This window comes from Flavobacterium endophyticum (assembly GCF_003634455.1).
In the GTDB taxonomy this organism is placed as follows: domain Bacteria; phylum Bacteroidota; class Bacteroidia; order Flavobacteriales; family Flavobacteriaceae; genus Flavobacterium; species Flavobacterium endophyticum.
On record NZ_RBLC01000001.1, the window covers coordinates 956,049 to 974,131 of the forward strand.

The window sequence follows — 18,083 nt, forward strand, 5'->3', positions numbered from 1 at the left end:
CAATCGTTATCTATGAAATTTTTAAGACTTCTTGTCCTTTTACTGGTTCTTCCTGCCTATTCACAGCAAGGCGGAATGTGGATTCCATCGCTTTTGAAAGGGATGAATGAAACAGAAATGAAAAATCTGGGAATGAAAATGTCGGCCTCCGATATTTATGATGTAAACAAATCAAGCCTCAAGGATGCAGTACCGCAATTTAACGGCGGCTGTACTTCGGAAGTTATCTCTTCTAAAGGGCTTCTTTTGACAAATCACCATTGCGGTTTCGGAGAAATCCAAGCTCATTCTACCGTAGAACACGATTATCTGACCGATGGTTTTTGGGCGATGAGCTTAGAAGAAGAACTGCCAAATCCTGATTTAGAAGTAACTTTTATCGTAAAAATTGAAGACGTAACTTCTCAAATCTTAAATGGTGTTTCTGACATTTCTTCAGAAGCAGAAAAGCAGAAAAAAGTCCAAGAAAACATTGCATCGCTGACAAAATCGTCTCCAAAAGAAGCATGGCAGGAAAATAGGATTCGTACCTTTTATGAAGGAAACCAATATATTTTATTTGTTGTAGAAAGTTATAAAGATGTACGTTTGGTAGGCGCTCCGCCTTCTTCTATAGGCAAATTCGGTTCCGATACAGACAACTGGGTTTGGCCAAGACATACAGGCGATTTTTCATTATTCAGAATTTATGCTGATAAAAACAACCGACCTGCTGCTTACTCAAAAGATAACGTTCCTTATACGCCGAAACACTTTTTGCCTGTTTCTATAAAAGGCGTGGAAGAAGATGATTTCACATTAGTATTCGGCTACCCTGGAAGAACTACAGAATACCTTCCGTCTGTTGCGGTTGAGCAAATCGTGAACAATTTGAATCCAGCGAAGATTGAAATCCGCGACAAAGCCCTAAAAGTGGCCGACGGATTCATGAGAAAAGACAAAGCTATCAAGATTCAATATGCTTCAAAATATGCAAGTATTGCCAATTATTGGAAAAAATGGATCGGCGAGACTCAAGGCTTGAAAAAATCAAATGCTATTGAGATCAAGAAAAAATTTGAAAAAGAGTTCTTGGAAAAAGTAAACAAAGCGGGAAAACAAGCGGAATACGGCAACTTGTTTGCTGACTTCGAAAAAAACTATGCCGAGATCGCTCCTTATGCCTTAAGCAGGGATTATTTTACAGAAGTTGTATTGCGAAATACGGAATTGCTAACAATCGGCTACCGACTTTATCAATTAGAGCAGGTTTACAATTCGAGAGGAGAGCAATCGTTTAAAGATCGAAAAGAAGCGACTATCAAGGCTCTAGAAGAAACTTATAAAGATTTTAATGCTACTGTAGACGAAAAAGTCTTTGAGCAATTGATCGAATTGTATGCGACCAAAGCGCCTAAGCAATTTTTGCCAGCTACCTTGAAAAATGCAGATTACAAAAAATTGACCGATAGAGTTTACGATTCAAAACTCACAAGCTACAAAGGACTAAAAGAATTACTTTCTGGCGATGCAAAAGCTGTTATGGCAAAAATCAACGCGGATAAAGGCTACCAGTTCGTAAAATCATTGGCTGACACCTATCTTAAAGAAGTAAGTCCGAAATACGATGAAATCAACCTAAAGATTGCGGCATTGCAACGCACTTACATGAAAGGTATTTTAGAATTGAGTCCGAAAGAGGCTAGAATTTTCCCAGATGCCAACAGTACGCTGCGTGTTACTTACGGAAAAGTAAAAGGCTATTCGCCAAGCGATGCAGTGACTTATAGCCATACGACTTATTTAGACGGTGTGATGGAAAAATACATTCCTGGCGATTATGAATTTGATGTTCCAGCCAAGCTGATTGACTTGTACAACAAAAAAGATTACGGCCAGTACGGCAAAAAAGGAAAAATGCCAGTCTGTTTTATTGGGACCAATCACACGACAGGAGGAAATTCAGGTAGTCCTGCGATAGATGCAAAAGGAAATCTGATAGGACTCAACTTTGACCGCGTTTGGGAAGGAACAATGAGCGATATTTATTATGATCCTGCCATCTGCAGAAATATAATGGTCGACATGAGATATGTTCTTTTTATTATTGACAAATATGCTGGAGCGAAACACCTGATCAACGAGATGAAAATCGTTGGAGGAAAGAAATAATTCACAGTTTTTCGCCATAAAATTTAAGAATTACCGAAAATAGAGCTCTTAAATTTCAGAATTTGGCGAATTATTGTAGTCGTTGTCATTTTTAACAAGTTTTAAATCACAAAGACATCACTTAAACCCTTGTAATTCAAGGAATTTATTTTTAAAAAAAATCTTTTAAAAAAAATTACAATAAATATTTTAAGATATTAAAAAATTTATATCTTTGCTCCGAATTAATAATTAACCTTTATAATTTAGTAAGATGAAAAAAGTTGTATTAAGCTTAGCATTAGTTGCTACTATGGCATTTGTTTCTTGTAAAGAAACTGAAAAACCAGCTGAAGAGGCTGCTGTTGAAGCTACAGAAGTTGAAGCTACTCAAGCTGTTGAAGCTGCTGAAGTAAACGCTGAAGCTACTGTTGATAGCACTAAAGTTGCTGAAGAAGCTAAAGTTGAAGCTGCTAAAGCTGAAACTGCTGCTCCTGCTAAACAATAATTAGCAAACAGTAAAAAAAATAACCCTGCTTTTAGCGGGGTTTTTTTATGCTTATTATTTAGCAACCTTAGTCTATATCGGCAAAGATATCGGCTCCCGTAAAATCAAGCGTTTCTGCTTTTGAAACATAAAGCGCCACTTCTGAAATTCCTTTCGCCAATCGCAGCTCGGTGTTAAACTTCCTACTTATAGCATATATCTTGCTGTTAATGATCAGCTTATAAAAATATTTACCGCTTGAAGCCCTGAATTTCAAGCAGAGTGCTGTTTCAGCATTCGCTTTAATGATTTCAATATCGCTTTCGCAATCCATTTTTAATTCATAAGTCATGCTCGTAAAGACGATTTTTCCTTTTCGAGAAGTATACACAAACTTGTAATGATCTTCGTCTTTCTTGCTAATAACAAATGCGCCCATAAAATAATTAAATAGAGTGTTTAAGACAAAAAAGCCTCCCGAAAGAGAGGCTTTCCCACTAAGTGATTAAAAGTAACTAATTCTTACCCGCTTAATGATTGATGCGCCAAATGTAAGAATAAATACTAAATTGTTTCACAGAAATGACCTTCATTTCCAAAGTAAAAATAAATCAATAATAAAAATAAAAAAAAACCACAAAGAGGCTATCATTTTTTTCTATTACAAAACTTATTAGCCCGTAATCCATCCTCAGATTCCTTGAAAAGCTTTTCCTGCCGAACCTTCCAAGTCACCACTCAATGCGCCGCCATATGCTCCAGCTACAACCCCATGAATACCGCCAAATAAGCCCTCTCCAGAATCCATCCCTCTTGACTGCAACATGGATTCATCAAAGTCAGTATTAAGCTTTAGCCAATCAAACCTCTTCCAACAAGGCTCGGCATTTTTTTTAAAAATTCAAGATTTAAATTCCTAGAAGCAAGGAATATTTAATTTGTAAAAATAAAAAAGCCCCTAAGTTAGGGGCTTTTTGTACTCAGAGCGGGACTTGAACCCGCACGAACATTACTGTTCACTGGATTTTAAGTCCAGCGTGTCTACCAATTTCACCATCCGAGCATGGACTTTAATTTGAGCGAAAAACGGGGCTCGAACCCGCGACCTCGACCTTGGCAAGGTCGCGCTCTACCAACTGAGCTATTTTCGCATTTCTGATTTGTAAGAACAGCAACACTTGAACCGTATTGCGGATGCAAATTTAATACATTAATTCAATTATACAAGAACTTTTTTCAAAAAAAGAAGATAAAAAATATAACTTTCTGATAACGTATTCTTTAAATCCAAATCATTTTTTTACTAGCATCCTCTTGATTTCATTCAGCTTCATCAAAGCTTCCACTGGCGTAAGGGTATTGATGTCTAAATTCAATATTTCTTCTTTTATTTCTTCCAAAAGCGGGTCGTCTAAATTGAAAATACTCAGTTGCATTTCGTCCTTAGACGGCTTTATACCGTTCAAGGCTTCTCCCGAATGGTCTTTTTCAAGTTTTTTCAGCAGTTTCTGTGCTTTTTGGATTACCGTTTGAGGCATTCCGGCCATCTTAGCCACATGAATACCAAAACTATGGGCACTCCCTCCTTTTACTAATTTACGGATAAAAAGCACATTATCTTTTAATTCTTTTACCGAAACATTATAATTCTGGATTCTTTCCAAAATTTCGGTCATTTCGTTGAGCTCGTGATAATGCGTCGCAAATAATGTTTTCGGCCTTCCAGGATGCTCGTGCAGGTATTCGGCAATTGCCCAAGCGATAGAAATTCCGTCATAGGTGCTCGTTCCTCTTCCAATCTCATCCAAAAGCACCAGGCTTCTGTCGGAAAGGTTGTTCAAGATTGAAGCTGTCTCGTTCATCTCGACCATAAAAGTAGATTCTCCCATCGAAATGTTGTCCGATGCACCTACCCTTGTAAAAATCTTGTCTATGACACCCATCCTTACGCTTTCGGCCGGGACAAAACTTCCCATCTGTGCCAACAATACAATCAATGCTGTTTGACGCAGGATAGCCGATTTACCCGACATATTAGGCCCTGTAATCATAATGATTTGCTGGGTATCTCTGTCTAAATAGACATCATTAGCAATATAAGGAACTCCAACAGGAAGCTGTTTTTCGATTACCGGATGACGTCCATTTTTTATTTCCAATTCAAAAGTATCATCTAGAACAGGACATACATAATTATTTTCGATGGCCAATTGCGTAAAAGACGTAAGGCAGTCTAACTGGGCAATTAAGTTAGCATTGAGCTGTACAGGCTTTATATACGTCGAAATCCAATTGACCAATTGTTCAAAAAGCTGGCTTTCCAATTGGTGGATTTTCTCTTCGGCTCCAAGAATTTTGGTTTCATATTCTTTTAGTTCTTCCGTAATATAACGCTCTGCATTTACCAAGGTCTGCTTACGGATCCATTCGGCCGGCACTTTATCTTTGTGTGTATTTCTGACTTCGATATAATATCCGAAAACATTATTGAAAGAAATTTTAAGAGAAGAAATGCCTGTTCTTTCTGATTCTCTTGTCTCGATTCCTTCTAGATATTCTTTTCCAGAAGTCGAAATGCTTCTCAATTCGTCTAATTCAGCATGAATGCCTTTAGCAATTGCATTTCCTTTATTGATGGAAACCGGAGCCTCTGGATTCAGTGTCGTCTTGATTTTTTCTCGCAACAAGTCGCAACTGTGCAAGCTGTCTCCTATCGTCTTGACCGCAACATTTTGGCTTTCGAGAGCCAATGCTTTTATCGGAATGATAGCATCTAACGAATCTTTTAGATACACAACTTCTCTAGGCGACACTTTTCCTGTGGCAATTTTTGAAATCAGACGTTCCAAATCGGAAATCTGTTTTATTTGATATTGGATGCTTTTCAGCACCTCATTATTTTCTTTTAAATAAGAAACTACCTCATGGCGCCCTTTTATTTTATCCGCATCTTTTAGCGGCAGCGCCAGCCAACGCTTCAAAAGACGGCCTCCCATTGGCGAAAGCGTCCTGTCGATAACATCTAACAATGTTACTGCGTTTGGATTATAGCTGTGATACAATTCTAAATTTCGGATCGTAAATCGGTCCATCCAAACATAAGCGTCTTCTGCAATTCGTTGAATTGACGTAATGTGCTGGACTTTGTTATGTTGTGTTTCTGACAAATAATATAAAATCGCTCCCGAAGCAATAATTCCTTCCGGCAATTCTTCAATTCCAAATCCTTTTAAAGAATTTGTCTGAAAATGACCTGTCAGCGTCTCGAAGGCATAATCTTCTTTATACACCCAGTCTTCAAGATAAAAGTTATGATAGTCTTCGCCGAACAATTCTTTGAAATCGTTCTTATTCTGTTTTGGAATAAGTACTTCACTCGGATTAAAATTCTGCAACAGCTTGTCAATATATTCTTCGTTGCCTTGTGCAGCTAAAAATTCACCCGTAGAAACATCTAAGAAAGAAACTCCTATAATTCTCTTTCCGAAATAAATTGAAGCCAAAAAGTTGTTTGATTTTGACTGAAGCACCTCATCGTTCATAGAAACGCCAGGAGTCACCAATTCGGTAACACCCCGCTTTACGATAGTCTTTGTCATTTTTGGATCTTCGAGCTGGTCGCAAATCGCAACTCGCAGCCCGGCTTTTACTAATTTAGGCAGGTAAGTATTCAAGGAATGATGCGGAAATCCTGCCAGAGCCGTTTCGGTTTCGGAACCAGCGCCTCTTTTTGTGAGCACGATTCCTAAAATTTTCGAAGCACGGATCGCATCTTCTCCAAAAGTTTCATAAAAATCTCCCACTCTAAACAACAAGCAAGCATCAGGATATTTCCTTTTGATCTCGTTGTATTGCTTCATTAATGGAGTTTCTTTCGGAGTTTTATCTTTCGTGGCCAAGAGTATTCGGATTTTTAAATTATTTTTGCTAAAATAGAAAAACTAATAGTATTGCATCTGCATTTATGAGAAAACTTGCCAACAGCGAATTAGAAAGAAAAAGTATCGAAGATTTCAAGCAGGCCGAAAAAACACCGCTAATTATCGTATTAGACGATATTCGAAGCCTGCATAATATCGGCTCTGTTTTCAGGACGGCCGATGCTTTTTTAATTGAAAAAATTTATCTCTGCGGCATTACGGCTACGCCTCCAAACAAAGAAATTCACAAAACGGCTCTTGGCGCAACGGAAACTGTTTCTTGGGAATATGCCAAAGATGTTTTGGAAGTCATTGACAGCCTCCAAAAAGAAAATATTACTGTAATGGCAATCGAACAAGTAGAAAATTCCATTTCTCTGCAAGAATTTATTCCGGAAAATGATCAAAAATATGCTTTGGTTTTTGGAAACGAAGTAAAAGGCGTTTCTCAAGAAGCGATTAAAAAATGCCAAGGCACTATAGAAATTCCGCAATTAGGCACAAAACATTCATTAAATATTTCGGTAAGTGCCGGAATTGTGGTTTGGGATTTGTTTCAAAAATTGAATTTTTAAAACCTTATCGTTTTCCCGAAAAAGCTTTGCTTTCGATTTCATCTAAAATGTGAAGATAATCATCTTGGTTCTTCACAAAATCTTTATCGGAAACATCAATAACCAAGACATTCAGGTCGGTTTGAGATTTTATATAATCAAGATAGCCTCTATTGATCTTGTCCAGATATTCTGCCGGAATTTCTTGTTCATAAGAACGGCCTCTCAGCCTTATATTCTCTAGCAGACGTTCTGTATTTTGATACAAGTAGACATACAAATCCGGCTTTTTCATTTCTTTATAAATTATATCAAAAAGCGTCTTGTACAATCGGTATTCGTCTTCACCTAAAGTGACTTTCGCAAAAATCAAGGATTTAAAGATATGGTAATCGGCAACGATAAAATCCTTAAACAAATCAAACTGCGCCAAATCATGCGACAGTTGCTGGTATCTATCAGCCAAAAAAGACATTTCTAACGGAAAAGCGTATCGGGCTTGGTCTTTATAAAATTTTGGAAGGAAAGGATTGTCCGCAAAACCTTCCAAGACAATCTTAGCATTAAAATCCTCTGCAATTTTGTGGGCAAGCGTTGTTTTTCCAGCACCAATATTTCCTTCGATAGCAATATAATTAAAATGGTCGAAATGATATTTTGCTACGGGAGATTCTAAATCGGAAACAATCTTGTAAACTGATTCGTCTTTACAATCTCTCAACAGCTCGACGGTATTTTTATTAAATTTAGGATGGACAAAATCAGATTTCAAATCGTTCATCGGCAGCAAGACAAATTTTCGGTCTTGCATATGCGGATGCGGTACTTTTAAATTTTCAGTATCAATAATTTCTTCGTCAAAGCTTATAATATCAATATCGATTGTCCTAGATTGATACCGTGCCCCTGCCTTCCTGATTCTCCCTAAATCCAATTCGGCCTCAAGAACTTCTTCCAAAATTGAAGAAGCCGTCTTGCAAGTGTGCACCAATATAGCACAGTTGAAAAAGGCGTCGCCCTCAAAACCCCAAGAAGGCGTTTCGTAAAGCTTTGAAACCTTAACAACGGTAGCAATCTCTTTGTGAATCAAATCAATAGCTTGCTGAATTATTTGAAGCCTGTCGCCTTCGTTGCTTCCGATAGATAGTATAACTTGGTGCTGCATTTTCATAGACTACAAATTAAGGAAAAGTATTTCAGACAAAAGCACATTTTTAAGTTGCAATCCGAAATTATTAGGCCGAAATTTGTAACTTTTTCGATATTTATGTGACCTATAAAGAAATAACAATACTATGAATTTTTTAAAAAATGTACTTTCAACCGTAATCGGATTATTTGTTTTCCTATTCGTCCTATTTTTTGGATTTATAATCATTGCCGCATTATTTGGCGGTAACGATTCTAAGACCGTTGTGGTAAAAGACAATTCAGTAATAGAACTGAATTTAGAAGAAGTCACAAACGACTATGCTGGGAAATTTTTATACGAAGATTTCAGCTTTTTAAATGAAGAAAAAACAAACGGTCTTTCTGATGTGCTAAACGCGATTGATGCCGCTAAAACCGATGATAAGATCAAAGGAATCTCCATCCTAAACAATATGTCATTATTAGGAATGGCGCAAAGCAAAGCGCTTCGAGACAAGTTAGAAGATTTCAAAAAATCAGGAAAATTTGTCGTGGCTTATGCCAATTCGTATACCCAAAAAGAATACTATCTTAATTCTGTTGCCGACACAATCTATCTTAATCCTGTTGGAGAAATGGACTTTAAAGGACTTTCTTCTGAAGTCATGTTCTACAAAGACTTTCAAGAGAAAACTGGCGTTAAGATGGAAGTTATCCGTCATGGAAAATACAAAAGTGCCGTAGAGCCTTATCTTGCCAATGAAATGAGCGAAGCCAACCGCGAGCAGATTTCGGCCTTATTAAATTCGGTTTGGAATTCGGTTGCCGCTGATATTTCAAAAAGCAGAAAAATTCCGGTTGAAAAACTGAATGAAATTGCAAACGGACTTTTGGCAAGAACGCCAGAAATGGCAAAAGCAGAAAAATTGATTGACAAGATTGCTTATGAAGACGAATACCACAACGGTATCAGAAAAGCGCTTAAAGTCAAAAAAGACGAAGAGTATAACACGGTAAGCATTATCGATTATGCGCATAAAAACTCGACCGTAGGAAAAAAACCAAGCAGTGAAAACACTATTGCCATCATCTATGCGCAAGGAACCATTCTTGGTGGCGAAGGCGATGTCAATATTATCGGCGAAGGCTCGATGAGACGTTCTTTACAAGAAGCTAGAAACGACAAAAAAGTTAAAGCAATCGTCTTGAGAATAGATAGTCCGGGTGGAAGCGCCTTGACTTCCGACTTGATCTGGAGAGAAATTGAGCTAACTAAAAAGGTAAAACCTGTCGTAGTTTCTATGGGCAATCTGGCCGCTTCTGGAGGTTATTATATCGCTTGTAACGCCAACAAGATTTTTGCAGAAGAAACCACTATTACAGGTTCAATCGGAGTCTTCGGTACGCTGCCAAACATTACAAAACTGACGAACAACATCGGAATTCATACAGAACAGGTAAAAACGCACCAGAATGCTGCAGGATATAGCATCTTCACTCCTTTAGACGATAACACCAGAAGTGTGGTTCAAGAAAGCGTAGAAAACATCTACAAAGTTTTCGTTGACCGTGTGGCCAAAGGAAGAAACATGAAATTTGAAGAAGTTGACTCTATTGCCCAAGGAAGAGTCTGGACTGGAGCTGATGCGATTAAAATTGGCTTGGTTGATAAAATTGGAGGCATGGGCGACGCTATAAAAGAAGCCGCAAAATTGGCTAAAATCAAAGACTACAAGACTGCCGATTATCCAGAATACGAGAAGAAATTTGCAGATATTTTTGGTGGCATGCCATTCATGCAATCGAAAGAAAGCTTTATCAAAGAAGAGGTAGGCGAAGAAAACTACCAAATGATCGAGCAGATTCGAAGAATGAGCGCTCAAAAAGGAATGCAGGCCTTAATGCCTTATGAGATAAATATCAAATAATTTCTTTTAAGCAATAAACTAAATATCAGGGCCAAAAATCCTGATATTTTTTTATTTATATATTTCGAAAACATTAAGTTTTAGATTTCACTTCTTTAAAATTTTTCTTATTTATACTTTTATTAAGGATATTGGTTTAATTTTTGTTATAATTTCGCTAAATAAATAAATTTATTATGTTAAAAAAGATTTTAAAAGCCGTCGGTATATTTCTATTAGTAATAATCATTGCATTAGCTGCAGCGCCATTTTTATTCAAAGACAAGATCAAACAACTGGTCTTGAAATCAATTAATGAAAATGTAGACGCGAAAGTCGCATTTAACGATGTAGACTTAAGCTTGTTCAAGAGCTTTCCGCGCGCGAACGTTACCATTGATAAATTAAGCATCATCAACAAGGCTCCGTTTGAAGGCGATACTTTGGTATATGCTGGAGAAGTAAACCTAAAAATGTCTATTAAAGAACTTTTTAAAAGCGAAGGAGAGCCGATGAATATCGAATCCTTTTCTTCGAAAAACGGCGTGATTAATATTCTTTTTGACAAAAACGGCGTCGGGAATTTTGATATCGCCATAAAAGACAAGAAAGATAAAAAGGAAGATTCTAAAAGCAAGCCTTTTGCCATGAACGTCCAAAATTACGAAATAGAAAACCTTCGTTTTACTTACTTCGACGAACGTTCCAAAGTCAAAATGGTCATCGATAGCTTGAATCACCAAGGAAAAGGAAATTTTGCGGCTTCAAAATTGGATTTGACAACCAAAACTACTGCAAAGGTTTCTTTGGATATGGACAAGACCAATTATATGAAAAACATCAAATTGGATTTAGACGCCGTATTAGGGATTGATCTGGAAAACAGCAAATATACGTTCAAGGACAATAAAGCTTTGATTAATCAACTACCGTTAGAATTTGATGGTTTTATTCAGATTGTTGATGCCGGACAAGAATACGACTTGACTTTCAAGACACCGACTTCCTCATTCAAAAATTTCTTAGGAGTCATTCCTGAAGCGTATGCCGGAAACCTGAGTACCGTTAAAACAACTGGCGATTTTAAAGTTTCTGGATTTGCAAAAGGGTTGTATAGTGACAAGACCGTTCCAAAATTCAATCTGGCCATTGCTTCTAACAATGCGTCGTTCAAATATCCTGACCTTCCAAAATCGGTTGAAAATATCGTAATCGACACAAAAATCATCAACGAAACAGGAATATTGAACGATACGTACGTAAACCTTGACAAGCTTTCTTTCCGAATCGATCAGGATGTGTTCAATGTACAGGCGAATGTAAAAAACATCGTCGAAAATCCGTTGGTAGATGCCAAATTAAAAGGAACCGTGAATCTTGCAAATGTCTCCAAAGCGTATCCTGTAAAATTAGATACGCCGCTTTCAGGAATTCTGAAAGCTGATGTTGAGACTAAATTCGATATGAAGTCGGTAGAAACAAATCAATACCAAAACATTCAAGCTGCCGGAAACGCAAGTATTTCAGGCTTCAAATATGTCGATGCCGATAAAAAAGCCTACACCATCAATACTGCTGTCGCTCAATTTTCAAACCAGAAAATCAATTTGCAGCAATTGGATATGACGACTGGAAAAACCGACTTAAAAGTAAATGGTGTTTTAGAAAACTTCTTAGGTTATGCATTCAAAAACCAAGAGCTGAGAGGGAATTTTACGATGAAATCCAACCAATTTTTGGTATCTGATTTTATGTCAAAAACCGAAACTACGGTAAACAATAAGACTGTAACTACAGAAGCTGTCAAGATTCCAAAGCTTTTAAATGTAACCTTGAATGCGTCTGCGAATACTGTAGTGTATGACAACTTAAACCTTAAAAACGTTTCTGGGAAAATTATCGTAAAAGACGAAGCAGTTTCACTCCAAAATTTAAAAACTTCAATTTTCAATGGATTAATCACTGCCACGGGAGATGTTTCTACAAAAGGCAAAGTTCCTACATTTAATATGGACCTAGGCTTATCTACGGTAGACATTAACCAGACGTTTACCCAATTGGACATGTTGAAGAAAATTGCTCCGATTGCCGATGCAATTAACGGAAAACTGAATTCGACCATCAAGCTTTCTGGTAATTTGGATGCAAAAACAATGTCGCCAGACCTCAATACGCTTTCAGGCGATTTGTTCGGGCAATTGCTTTCGACTACAATAAACTCAAAAAATTCTGCCGTTTTGAACAAGCTTGATGAAAAAGTAAAATTCATCGACCTGCAGAAATTAAACTTGAACGACCTAAAAGCAAATCTTACGTTCAAAGATGGAAAAGTAAACGTGAAGCCTTTCGACATCAAATACCAAGACATCAAGATAAATGTTGGCGGACAACACGGTTTTGACCAGTCTATGAATTACAACCTGAAATTTGATGTTCCTGCAAAATACCTGGGAACAGAAGCAAATAAATTAATCGCAAAACTGAGCCCTGCCGAAGCTAACAAATTAGAAAACATTCCTGTAACGGCTATACTTACGGGTAATTTTAAAAATCCAAAAGTCTCGACAGATATAGAACAGGCTGTTACCAAACTAGCGACGCAATTAGTCAAAACCCAAAAAGACAAATTGGTTACTCAAGGAACCAACGCTTTAGGAAATCTGCTAGGCGGTACTAAAAAAGATACAACTAAAACGCAGACGAATCCTACCAAGGAAGATGTAAAAACTAAAGTTTCGGAAGGAATCAAAGGTCTTTTTAATAAAAAGAAAAAAGAATAAACTTATAACTTGAAACAAAAAAGCCTGCAATGTTTAATTGCAGGCTTTTTTTATAGAATATTCATCCCAATGACGTAGCCTTCAAAGCTTCGGACATTAAAAACTGTCCCATCTTCAAAAATCAAATATTGTCCTTTTATTCCTATCAATCGGCCTGTAAAATTAGGGGTTTTGTCTAGGTTCAATCCCGTTACTTTTTTAGGATATCTCAAGACTGGATATTTCAACACAAAGTGCTCGTCTAAGTCAGGATTAAAATAAGGCTTCACTTCTTCTGGAAGCTTATCAAAAATATTAGTTTTTTCAGCTATCAAATCCAAAGTCAACACTTCGTTCTGAAGCATTTTCCTCCAATTGGTCTTGTCTACAAAATGATTTTTCAAAGCCACCTCCGTAATTCCAGCCAAATACCGATTCGGAACTTCCACAATAGAAACCGCCTCACATGCGCCTTGATCGATCCATCGCGTCGGAATCTGTGTTTTTCGCGTCACGCCTACTTTTATTTCGCTTGATAAAGCTAGATATACCACATGTGGTTGCAACTGTACTCTGGTTTCATAATCCAAATCTCGGTCTGCAATCCCTAAATGTGCTGTACTCAATTCGGGTCTCATAATCCAATCTCCAACCGCCGGACTGCTGTAGAAACAATCATAGCAGAATCCCTGGCGAAAAATCTTTTTCTTTTTGGAACAGTTAAGGCATTGGTAACCGAGAAAACTGATTTCAATATTTTTATCAAGAGCTTGGTTTACGTTCAAGAAACTGTTTTCAAAAGTCAGATAGTATTGAATCTGAGCCGCAAATTCCGTTTCCATTTTTGAAAGAACACCTTCGTATTGCATTGTTTTTTTGAGTTTATGATTTAGACGATCGCTTTATGGCTTTTGGCACTTGACTTTCGACAATTTTTGTTATTTTTGGTAAAGTTAGAAATTCGTAACTCATAAATCATAACTCAAACCTAAAAAATGGCGTTACCCATAATCAATTCGGTGGCAACGTGGATTTTAAAAAAAAGAATCCATCAAATTGAATTGTTCCTGAAATACCCAAATGAAGTTCAGGAAGAGTTGCTTTTGAACTTGATCCGCACTGCCGAATACACTGTTATCGGCAAACAGTATGATTTTTCTTCGATAAAATCGTATCAAGAATTCACCGAAAGGGTTCCTGTTTCTACTTATGAAGACTTGGAGCCGCTGATTGAAAGGACGCGAACAGGCGAGCAGAATGTTTTTTGGAACACGCCGATAAAATGGTTTGCAAAGTCAAGCGGAACTACCAACGCGAAAAGTAAATTCATCCCCGTTAGCACAGAAGCGCTTGAAAACTGCCATTATAAAGCGAGTAAAGATTTACTGAGCCTTTATCTTAACAACAACGAAGAATCGCAATTATTTACCGGAAAAAGCCTTCGCCTTGGCGGAAGCAAACAACTGTACGAAGACAATAACACTTTCTTCGGTGATTTATCTGCGATATTGATTGACAACATGCCGATTTGGGCCGAATTCAGCAGTACGCCGAGCAATAAAGTATCGCTGATGAGCGAATGGGAAGCCAAGATTCCGGCAATCATCAACGAAACAATTCACGAAAATGTAACGAGTTTTGCGGGAGTTCCATCTTGGATGTTAGTCCTGATGAACAAAACTTTAGAAGTTACTGGAAAGACAAACCTGCTTGAAATCTGGCCAAACCTGGAAGTGTATTTCCACGGTGGTGTCAGTTTTGAGCCCTATCGAGAACAATACAAAAAAATTCTTCCGAACTCTGGTTTCCAATATTATGAAATCTACAATGCCTCTGAAGGATTTTTCGCCATACAAGACCTCAACAATTCCAGCGATTTATTGCTGATGTTAGACTACGGTATCTTTTATGAATTTATCCCGATGGATACTTTTGGGACACCGGAACAGAAAGTCATCCGATTATCAGAAGTTGAACTTGACAAAAATTACGCAATCGTAATTACCACAAATGCTGGATTATGGCGCTATATGATCGGCGACACTATTCGATTTACGTCTTTAAATCCGTATCGGATACGCGTAAGCGGCAGGACAAAGCACCATATTAACGTATTTGGAGAAGAACTGATTGTTGAAAATACAGACAGAGCTATAGCCAAAGCCTGCAAACTGACCAACACCGAAGTCATTGACTATACAGTGGCGCCAGTTTTTATGGAAGGAAAGGAAAAAGGCGCTCACGAATGGATGATTGAATTTAAAAATATGCCTGAGAACATCACAGATTTTAGGCAGATTTTAGACGATACCTTGCAGTCTCTGAATTCCGACTATGAAGCAAAGCGCCATAACAACATGACCTTAAATCCGTTGATTATCAATGTAGCAAGAACAAACTTGTTTTATGACTGGCTGAAAGAGCAAGATAAATTAGGAGGACAGCATAAAATCCCAAGATTATCCAACCAAAGGAATTATCTGGAAGAACTAAAATCCATGCAATTTTCTATTACTACTTAATTCTATGACAAACACGATAAGTAGGCATAATCAAAGACTTACTTCTTCTGAATGTTAAAGTTGCTTGTGGTTATCAAAAAAATAAGCTTTTTCTGTAACAATTTTCATTTTGAAAAGTCTGATAAACATCATCATCAATCAAACTAATCAAAATGAAATCATTAATTGTCGCCTTTGCTTTATGCGTTGGTCAACTTGTATTTGCACAACAGCCTCCTACTTATCTTGAGCTAAACAGTCCAAAAAGCGGAATTCCTTGCGAAAACGACTCTTCGGAAAGAGAAATTCTTTTAGAAAAAATTGAAGAAAACAGCAAGACCAAAATCGGAGCTTACCGAGGAAATGGCTGCAAATTTACGCTTACAAAAAAGCTAGAATTAGGGAACTATTCGTTTACCATTTCTGGACTGAACATTCAGCAAGCGAAAATTGAATTTGAAGTTACCGCAGAAAATCGCGAGAAAATCATCCAAAATATTGAACTGACAGATAAAACGAATGAACTCAGCGAAGTTACGGTGTATGGAAACCAGCGCCAATACATGAAAGTCGAGTCTGACAAGACCACAATCAACATTAAAGAAAACGGATTGCTTAACAGCGGCACTACGCTTGAAGCTGTCAAAAAGCTTCCTGGAGTGATTACATCTCCTTCTGGTTCGCTTACCTTAAACGGAAAAGGCGTTACGATTTATATCGACGGCGCTCCAAGCAACTTGACCGGAACTGACCTTCAGAATTACCTGAACAGCCTTCCTGCCAATTCAATCGAAAAAATAGAACTCATCTATGACCCAGGAGCTTCGTATGATGCCAATGCCAGCGGTTCCATCATTAATATCGTGACGAATGGCAAGAAAATGAAAGGCGTAAATGCCAGCTTTAATATCAATTATAACTTCAACAAATATCAAAAGCCAAGTCCGCAGATTCTTTTGAATGGCAAAGAAAACAACTTGAGTTGGCAGACCATGTTTGGTGTGAATTACGTCGAAAGAGAAAACAGGAATCGTAACGCGCAAGAATTTACTTATTTTAATCCGCCGGTACGTCTCGAGCAGGAAAGCTTTGACCTTATCACATACAGAAATCTTTATTGGAGAACGGGTATCAATTACAAATTGTCGAACCAATCCAATCTTCTTTTCAATTATAATATGAGTCTTGCCAATGACAGGAATGACAACAAAAGTTCTGCTTTGAGCAACACTATTGATTTCACGAATAATGGAATATCCAAAACAAAGGCCAACAATCAAGAATTGAGCTTACAATTCAAAACAAAACTAGACACCTTGGGAAGAACACTTGACATCACTGCCTATACCAATCTTTTTGATAGGAATCCATTGAACCAATCGACTTCTTTTGAAAACAATGTTTATACGTATAACAATTCTGATATTGATTTTGCCCTGACCAATTACTATCTAAAATATGACTTTTCATTCCCTTTTGAAAAGTATGCTTTTACAATAAATACTGGCGGTAAATACAACACTACAAAAGTGAAAGATTTTGGACGATATAATTTCGAAGAACCTAGCGATGCTATTTTCAATTCTAATCACTACGAGTCAGAAATTGATTTCGACTATTCGGAACGCAATTTGGCGTTTTATGTAGAAGCGAGAAAAAAATATAAAAAGTTCAATCTTACGGCTGGTGTGCGTTTTGAAAATTTTGAAGTGGAGCGAGAAGCCAGCTCGGTTGCAGATAAGATAAAATTCAACAATACTCGTTTTTTTCCGAATGCCAGTATTATGTTTGAAGCGACTGAAAACATCAATTTTAGCACTTCTTATTCTAAAAAAGTTTCCCAGCCAGGCTATTATACTATTGACCCTAACAACAGTTCGAATTTTAACCGATACAATACATCGGTCGGAAATATGGCATTACAGCCTATCTTTTATGACAATTACGGATTTAAGATTTCGGCTTTCCAATACGTCAATTTGGGAGCCAATTATACGATAGCCAAAAACGACACACAGTTTCTCTTTAGCGCTGAGGACGGCGAATTGGTAAGCAACAGAACGTTTGCTTCTTTTGACCGAATCAAGACTTTCAGTGCTTATTTGTCTTTCCCTATTCCGTTGGATTATTTCTTCAAGAGCAAGGAAGAGTTTGCGAAACGAATGAACGAGATTGATAAGATGAATTATATCTATGCCAATATCAACTATGTAAAAACAGATATTGAAGGTTATGATTTTACGTTTAAAAATACGGGAATCGTAAACTTTGGCGCGGAATCACAAATTCATCTTCCTTGGGGTATCATCAATAATATGTCTTACTTTTTCCTTCCAAAAGGAAACTGGGAAATCTACCGAATCGAAAGGCCAATTCAACAGTTTGATATTTCGTTCAACAAAACTTTTATGGACAAGAAATTAAAAATCGGCGTTCATTGTTTTGATGTATTCAATGCCAACGAAGTAAATGCTTTGGTAGAAGGAAAAAACCTTAGGACATTATTTTATGAAAAACAAGATTCCAGAACGTTTCGAATTTCATTGACTTACAATTTTGGAAACTTGAAATTGCAGACGGAAAACACCAACATTGAAGTAGAAAAAGCAAAAGAAGGAGGCAAAGGGCTTTAATTTTCTAAACAGCGTATAACAAAAAATCCCGATGAGAATCGGGATTTTTTATTTCTATTTA

12 protein-coding genes and 2 tRNA genes are annotated in these 18,083 nt (G+C 37.3%); 7 read left to right on the forward strand and 7 right to left on the reverse strand.

Going from position 1 to position 18,083, the window contains the following annotated elements; translation table 11 throughout:
- Nucleotides 1-12: 12 nt before the first annotated feature.
- Nucleotides 13-2,151: a S46 family peptidase gene (locus CLV94_RS04555; RefSeq protein WP_121375247.1), complete on the forward strand. Its 2,139-nt coding sequence runs from the start codon at nt 13-15 to the stop codon at nt 2,149-2,151.
- A 253-nt stretch (nt 2,152-2,404) separates the two neighbouring features.
- Nucleotides 2,405-2,638: a hypothetical protein gene (locus tag CLV94_RS17000; RefSeq protein ID WP_170148746.1), complete on the forward strand. Its 234-nt coding sequence runs from the start codon at nt 2,405-2,407 to the stop codon at nt 2,636-2,638.
- 67 nt (nt 2,639-2,705) lie between these two features.
- Here CLV94_RS17000 and CLV94_RS04565 read toward each other — a convergent pair whose 3' ends face one another.
- The 5 genes from CLV94_RS04565 to mutS form a co-directional block, all read right to left on the reverse strand.
- On the reverse strand, nt 2,706-3,056 hold the full coding sequence (locus CLV94_RS04565; RefSeq protein ID WP_121375248.1) for a DUF1508 domain-containing protein: 351 nt from the start codon (nt 3,054-3,056) through the stop codon (nt 2,706-2,708).
- Between the two features lie 252 nt (nt 3,057-3,308).
- Entirely contained in the window at nt 3,309-3,443 is a 135-nt protein-coding gene (locus tag CLV94_RS17225) for a hypothetical protein (protein WP_262671371.1), read from the reverse strand.
- 151 nt (nt 3,444-3,594) lie between these two features.
- A tRNA-Leu gene (locus tag CLV94_RS04570) sits at nt 3,595-3,680 on the reverse strand.
- 15 nt (nt 3,681-3,695) lie between these two features.
- Nucleotides 3,696-3,768: transfer RNA gene (locus CLV94_RS04575), tRNA-Gly, on the reverse strand.
- Between the two features lie 141 nt (nt 3,769-3,909).
- Nucleotides 3,910-6,516 (reverse strand): DNA mismatch repair protein MutS, encoded by a 2,607-nt coding sequence (mutS, locus tag CLV94_RS04580; RefSeq protein ID WP_121375249.1) that lies wholly within the window; start codon nt 6,514-6,516, stop codon nt 3,910-3,912.
- Between the two features lie 65 nt (nt 6,517-6,581).
- On the opposite strand from mutS, the gene CLV94_RS04585 reads away from it, so the two are divergent.
- Nucleotides 6,582-7,112: an RNA methyltransferase gene (locus tag CLV94_RS04585; RefSeq protein WP_121375250.1), complete on the forward strand. Its 531-nt coding sequence runs from the start codon at nt 6,582-6,584 to the stop codon at nt 7,110-7,112.
- A 4-nt stretch (nt 7,113-7,116) separates the two neighbouring features.
- Here the strand turns inward: CLV94_RS04585 and folK are convergent, their stop codons facing one another.
- Nucleotides 7,117-8,262: a 2-amino-4-hydroxy-6-hydroxymethyldihydropteridine diphosphokinase gene (gene folK, locus CLV94_RS04590; RefSeq protein ID WP_121375251.1), complete on the reverse strand. Its 1,146-nt coding sequence runs from the start codon at nt 8,260-8,262 to the stop codon at nt 7,117-7,119.
- A gap of 124 nt (nt 8,263-8,386) precedes the next feature.
- Between folK and sppA the strand changes: the two genes are divergently transcribed.
- Nucleotides 8,387-10,150 carry a signal peptide peptidase SppA gene (sppA, locus tag CLV94_RS04595; RefSeq protein WP_121375252.1) on the forward strand — a complete coding sequence of 588 codons (1,764 nt, stop codon included), beginning with the start codon at nt 8,387-8,389 and terminating at the stop codon, nt 10,148-10,150.
- Nucleotides 10,151-10,326: 176 nt separating this feature from the next.
- Nucleotides 10,327-12,909 carry an AsmA-like C-terminal region-containing protein gene (locus tag CLV94_RS04600; RefSeq protein ID WP_121375253.1) on the forward strand — a complete coding sequence of 861 codons (2,583 nt, stop codon included), beginning with the start codon at nt 10,327-10,329 and terminating at the stop codon, nt 12,907-12,909.
- 50 nt (nt 12,910-12,959) lie between these two features.
- Here CLV94_RS04600 and CLV94_RS04605 read toward each other — a convergent pair whose 3' ends face one another.
- Nucleotides 12,960-13,757 (reverse strand): DUF2797 domain-containing protein, encoded by a 798-nt coding sequence (locus CLV94_RS04605; protein WP_121375254.1) that lies wholly within the window; start codon nt 13,755-13,757, stop codon nt 12,960-12,962.
- Between the two features lie 126 nt (nt 13,758-13,883).
- On the opposite strand from CLV94_RS04605, the gene CLV94_RS04610 reads away from it, so the two are divergent.
- Both CLV94_RS04610 and CLV94_RS04615 read left to right on the forward strand, forming a co-directional pair.
- Complete coding sequence (locus CLV94_RS04610) at nt 13,884-15,410, forward strand: GH3 auxin-responsive promoter family protein (protein ID WP_121375255.1); 1,527 nt, start codon at nt 13,884-13,886, stop codon at nt 15,408-15,410.
- A 152-nt stretch (nt 15,411-15,562) separates the two neighbouring features.
- Complete coding sequence (locus tag CLV94_RS04615) at nt 15,563-18,022, forward strand: outer membrane beta-barrel family protein (RefSeq protein WP_121375256.1); 2,460 nt, start codon at nt 15,563-15,565, stop codon at nt 18,020-18,022.
- Nucleotides 18,023-18,083: the final 61 nt, after the last annotated feature.

What these genes read in the sequence shown, in the direction of transcription:
- CLV94_RS04555 (WP_121375247.1), top strand. Translation starts at nt 13, where the DNA reads ATGAAATTTTTAAGACTTCTTGTCCTTTTACTGGTTCTTCCTGCCTAT.
- CLV94_RS17000 (WP_170148746.1), top strand. Translation starts at nt 2,405, where the DNA reads ATGAAAAAAGTTGTATTAAGCTTAGCATTAGTTGCTACTATGGCATTT.
- CLV94_RS04565 (WP_121375248.1), bottom strand. Translation starts at nt 3,056, where the DNA reads ATGGGCGCATTTGTTATTAGCAAGAAAGACGAAGATCATTACAAGTTT.
- CLV94_RS17225 (WP_262671371.1), bottom strand. Translation starts at nt 3,443, where the DNA reads ATGTTGCAGTCAAGAGGGATGGATTCTGGAGAGGGCTTATTTGGCGGT.
- CLV94_RS04585 (WP_121375250.1), top strand. Translation starts at nt 6,582, where the DNA reads ATGAGAAAACTTGCCAACAGCGAATTAGAAAGAAAAAGTATCGAAGAT.
- folK (WP_121375251.1), bottom strand. Translation starts at nt 8,262, where the DNA reads ATGAAAATGCAGCACCAAGTTATACTATCTATCGGAAGCAACGAAGGC.
- sppA (WP_121375252.1), top strand. Translation starts at nt 8,387, where the DNA reads ATGAATTTTTTAAAAAATGTACTTTCAACCGTAATCGGATTATTTGTT.
- CLV94_RS04600 (WP_121375253.1), top strand. Translation starts at nt 10,327, where the DNA reads ATGTTAAAAAAGATTTTAAAAGCCGTCGGTATATTTCTATTAGTAATA.
- CLV94_RS04605 (WP_121375254.1), bottom strand. Translation starts at nt 13,757, where the DNA reads ATGCAATACGAAGGTGTTCTTTCAAAAATGGAAACGGAATTTGCGGCT.
- CLV94_RS04610 (WP_121375255.1), top strand. Translation starts at nt 13,884, where the DNA reads ATGGCGTTACCCATAATCAATTCGGTGGCAACGTGGATTTTAAAAAAA.
- CLV94_RS04615 (WP_121375256.1), top strand. Translation starts at nt 15,563, where the DNA reads ATGAAATCATTAATTGTCGCCTTTGCTTTATGCGTTGGTCAACTTGTA.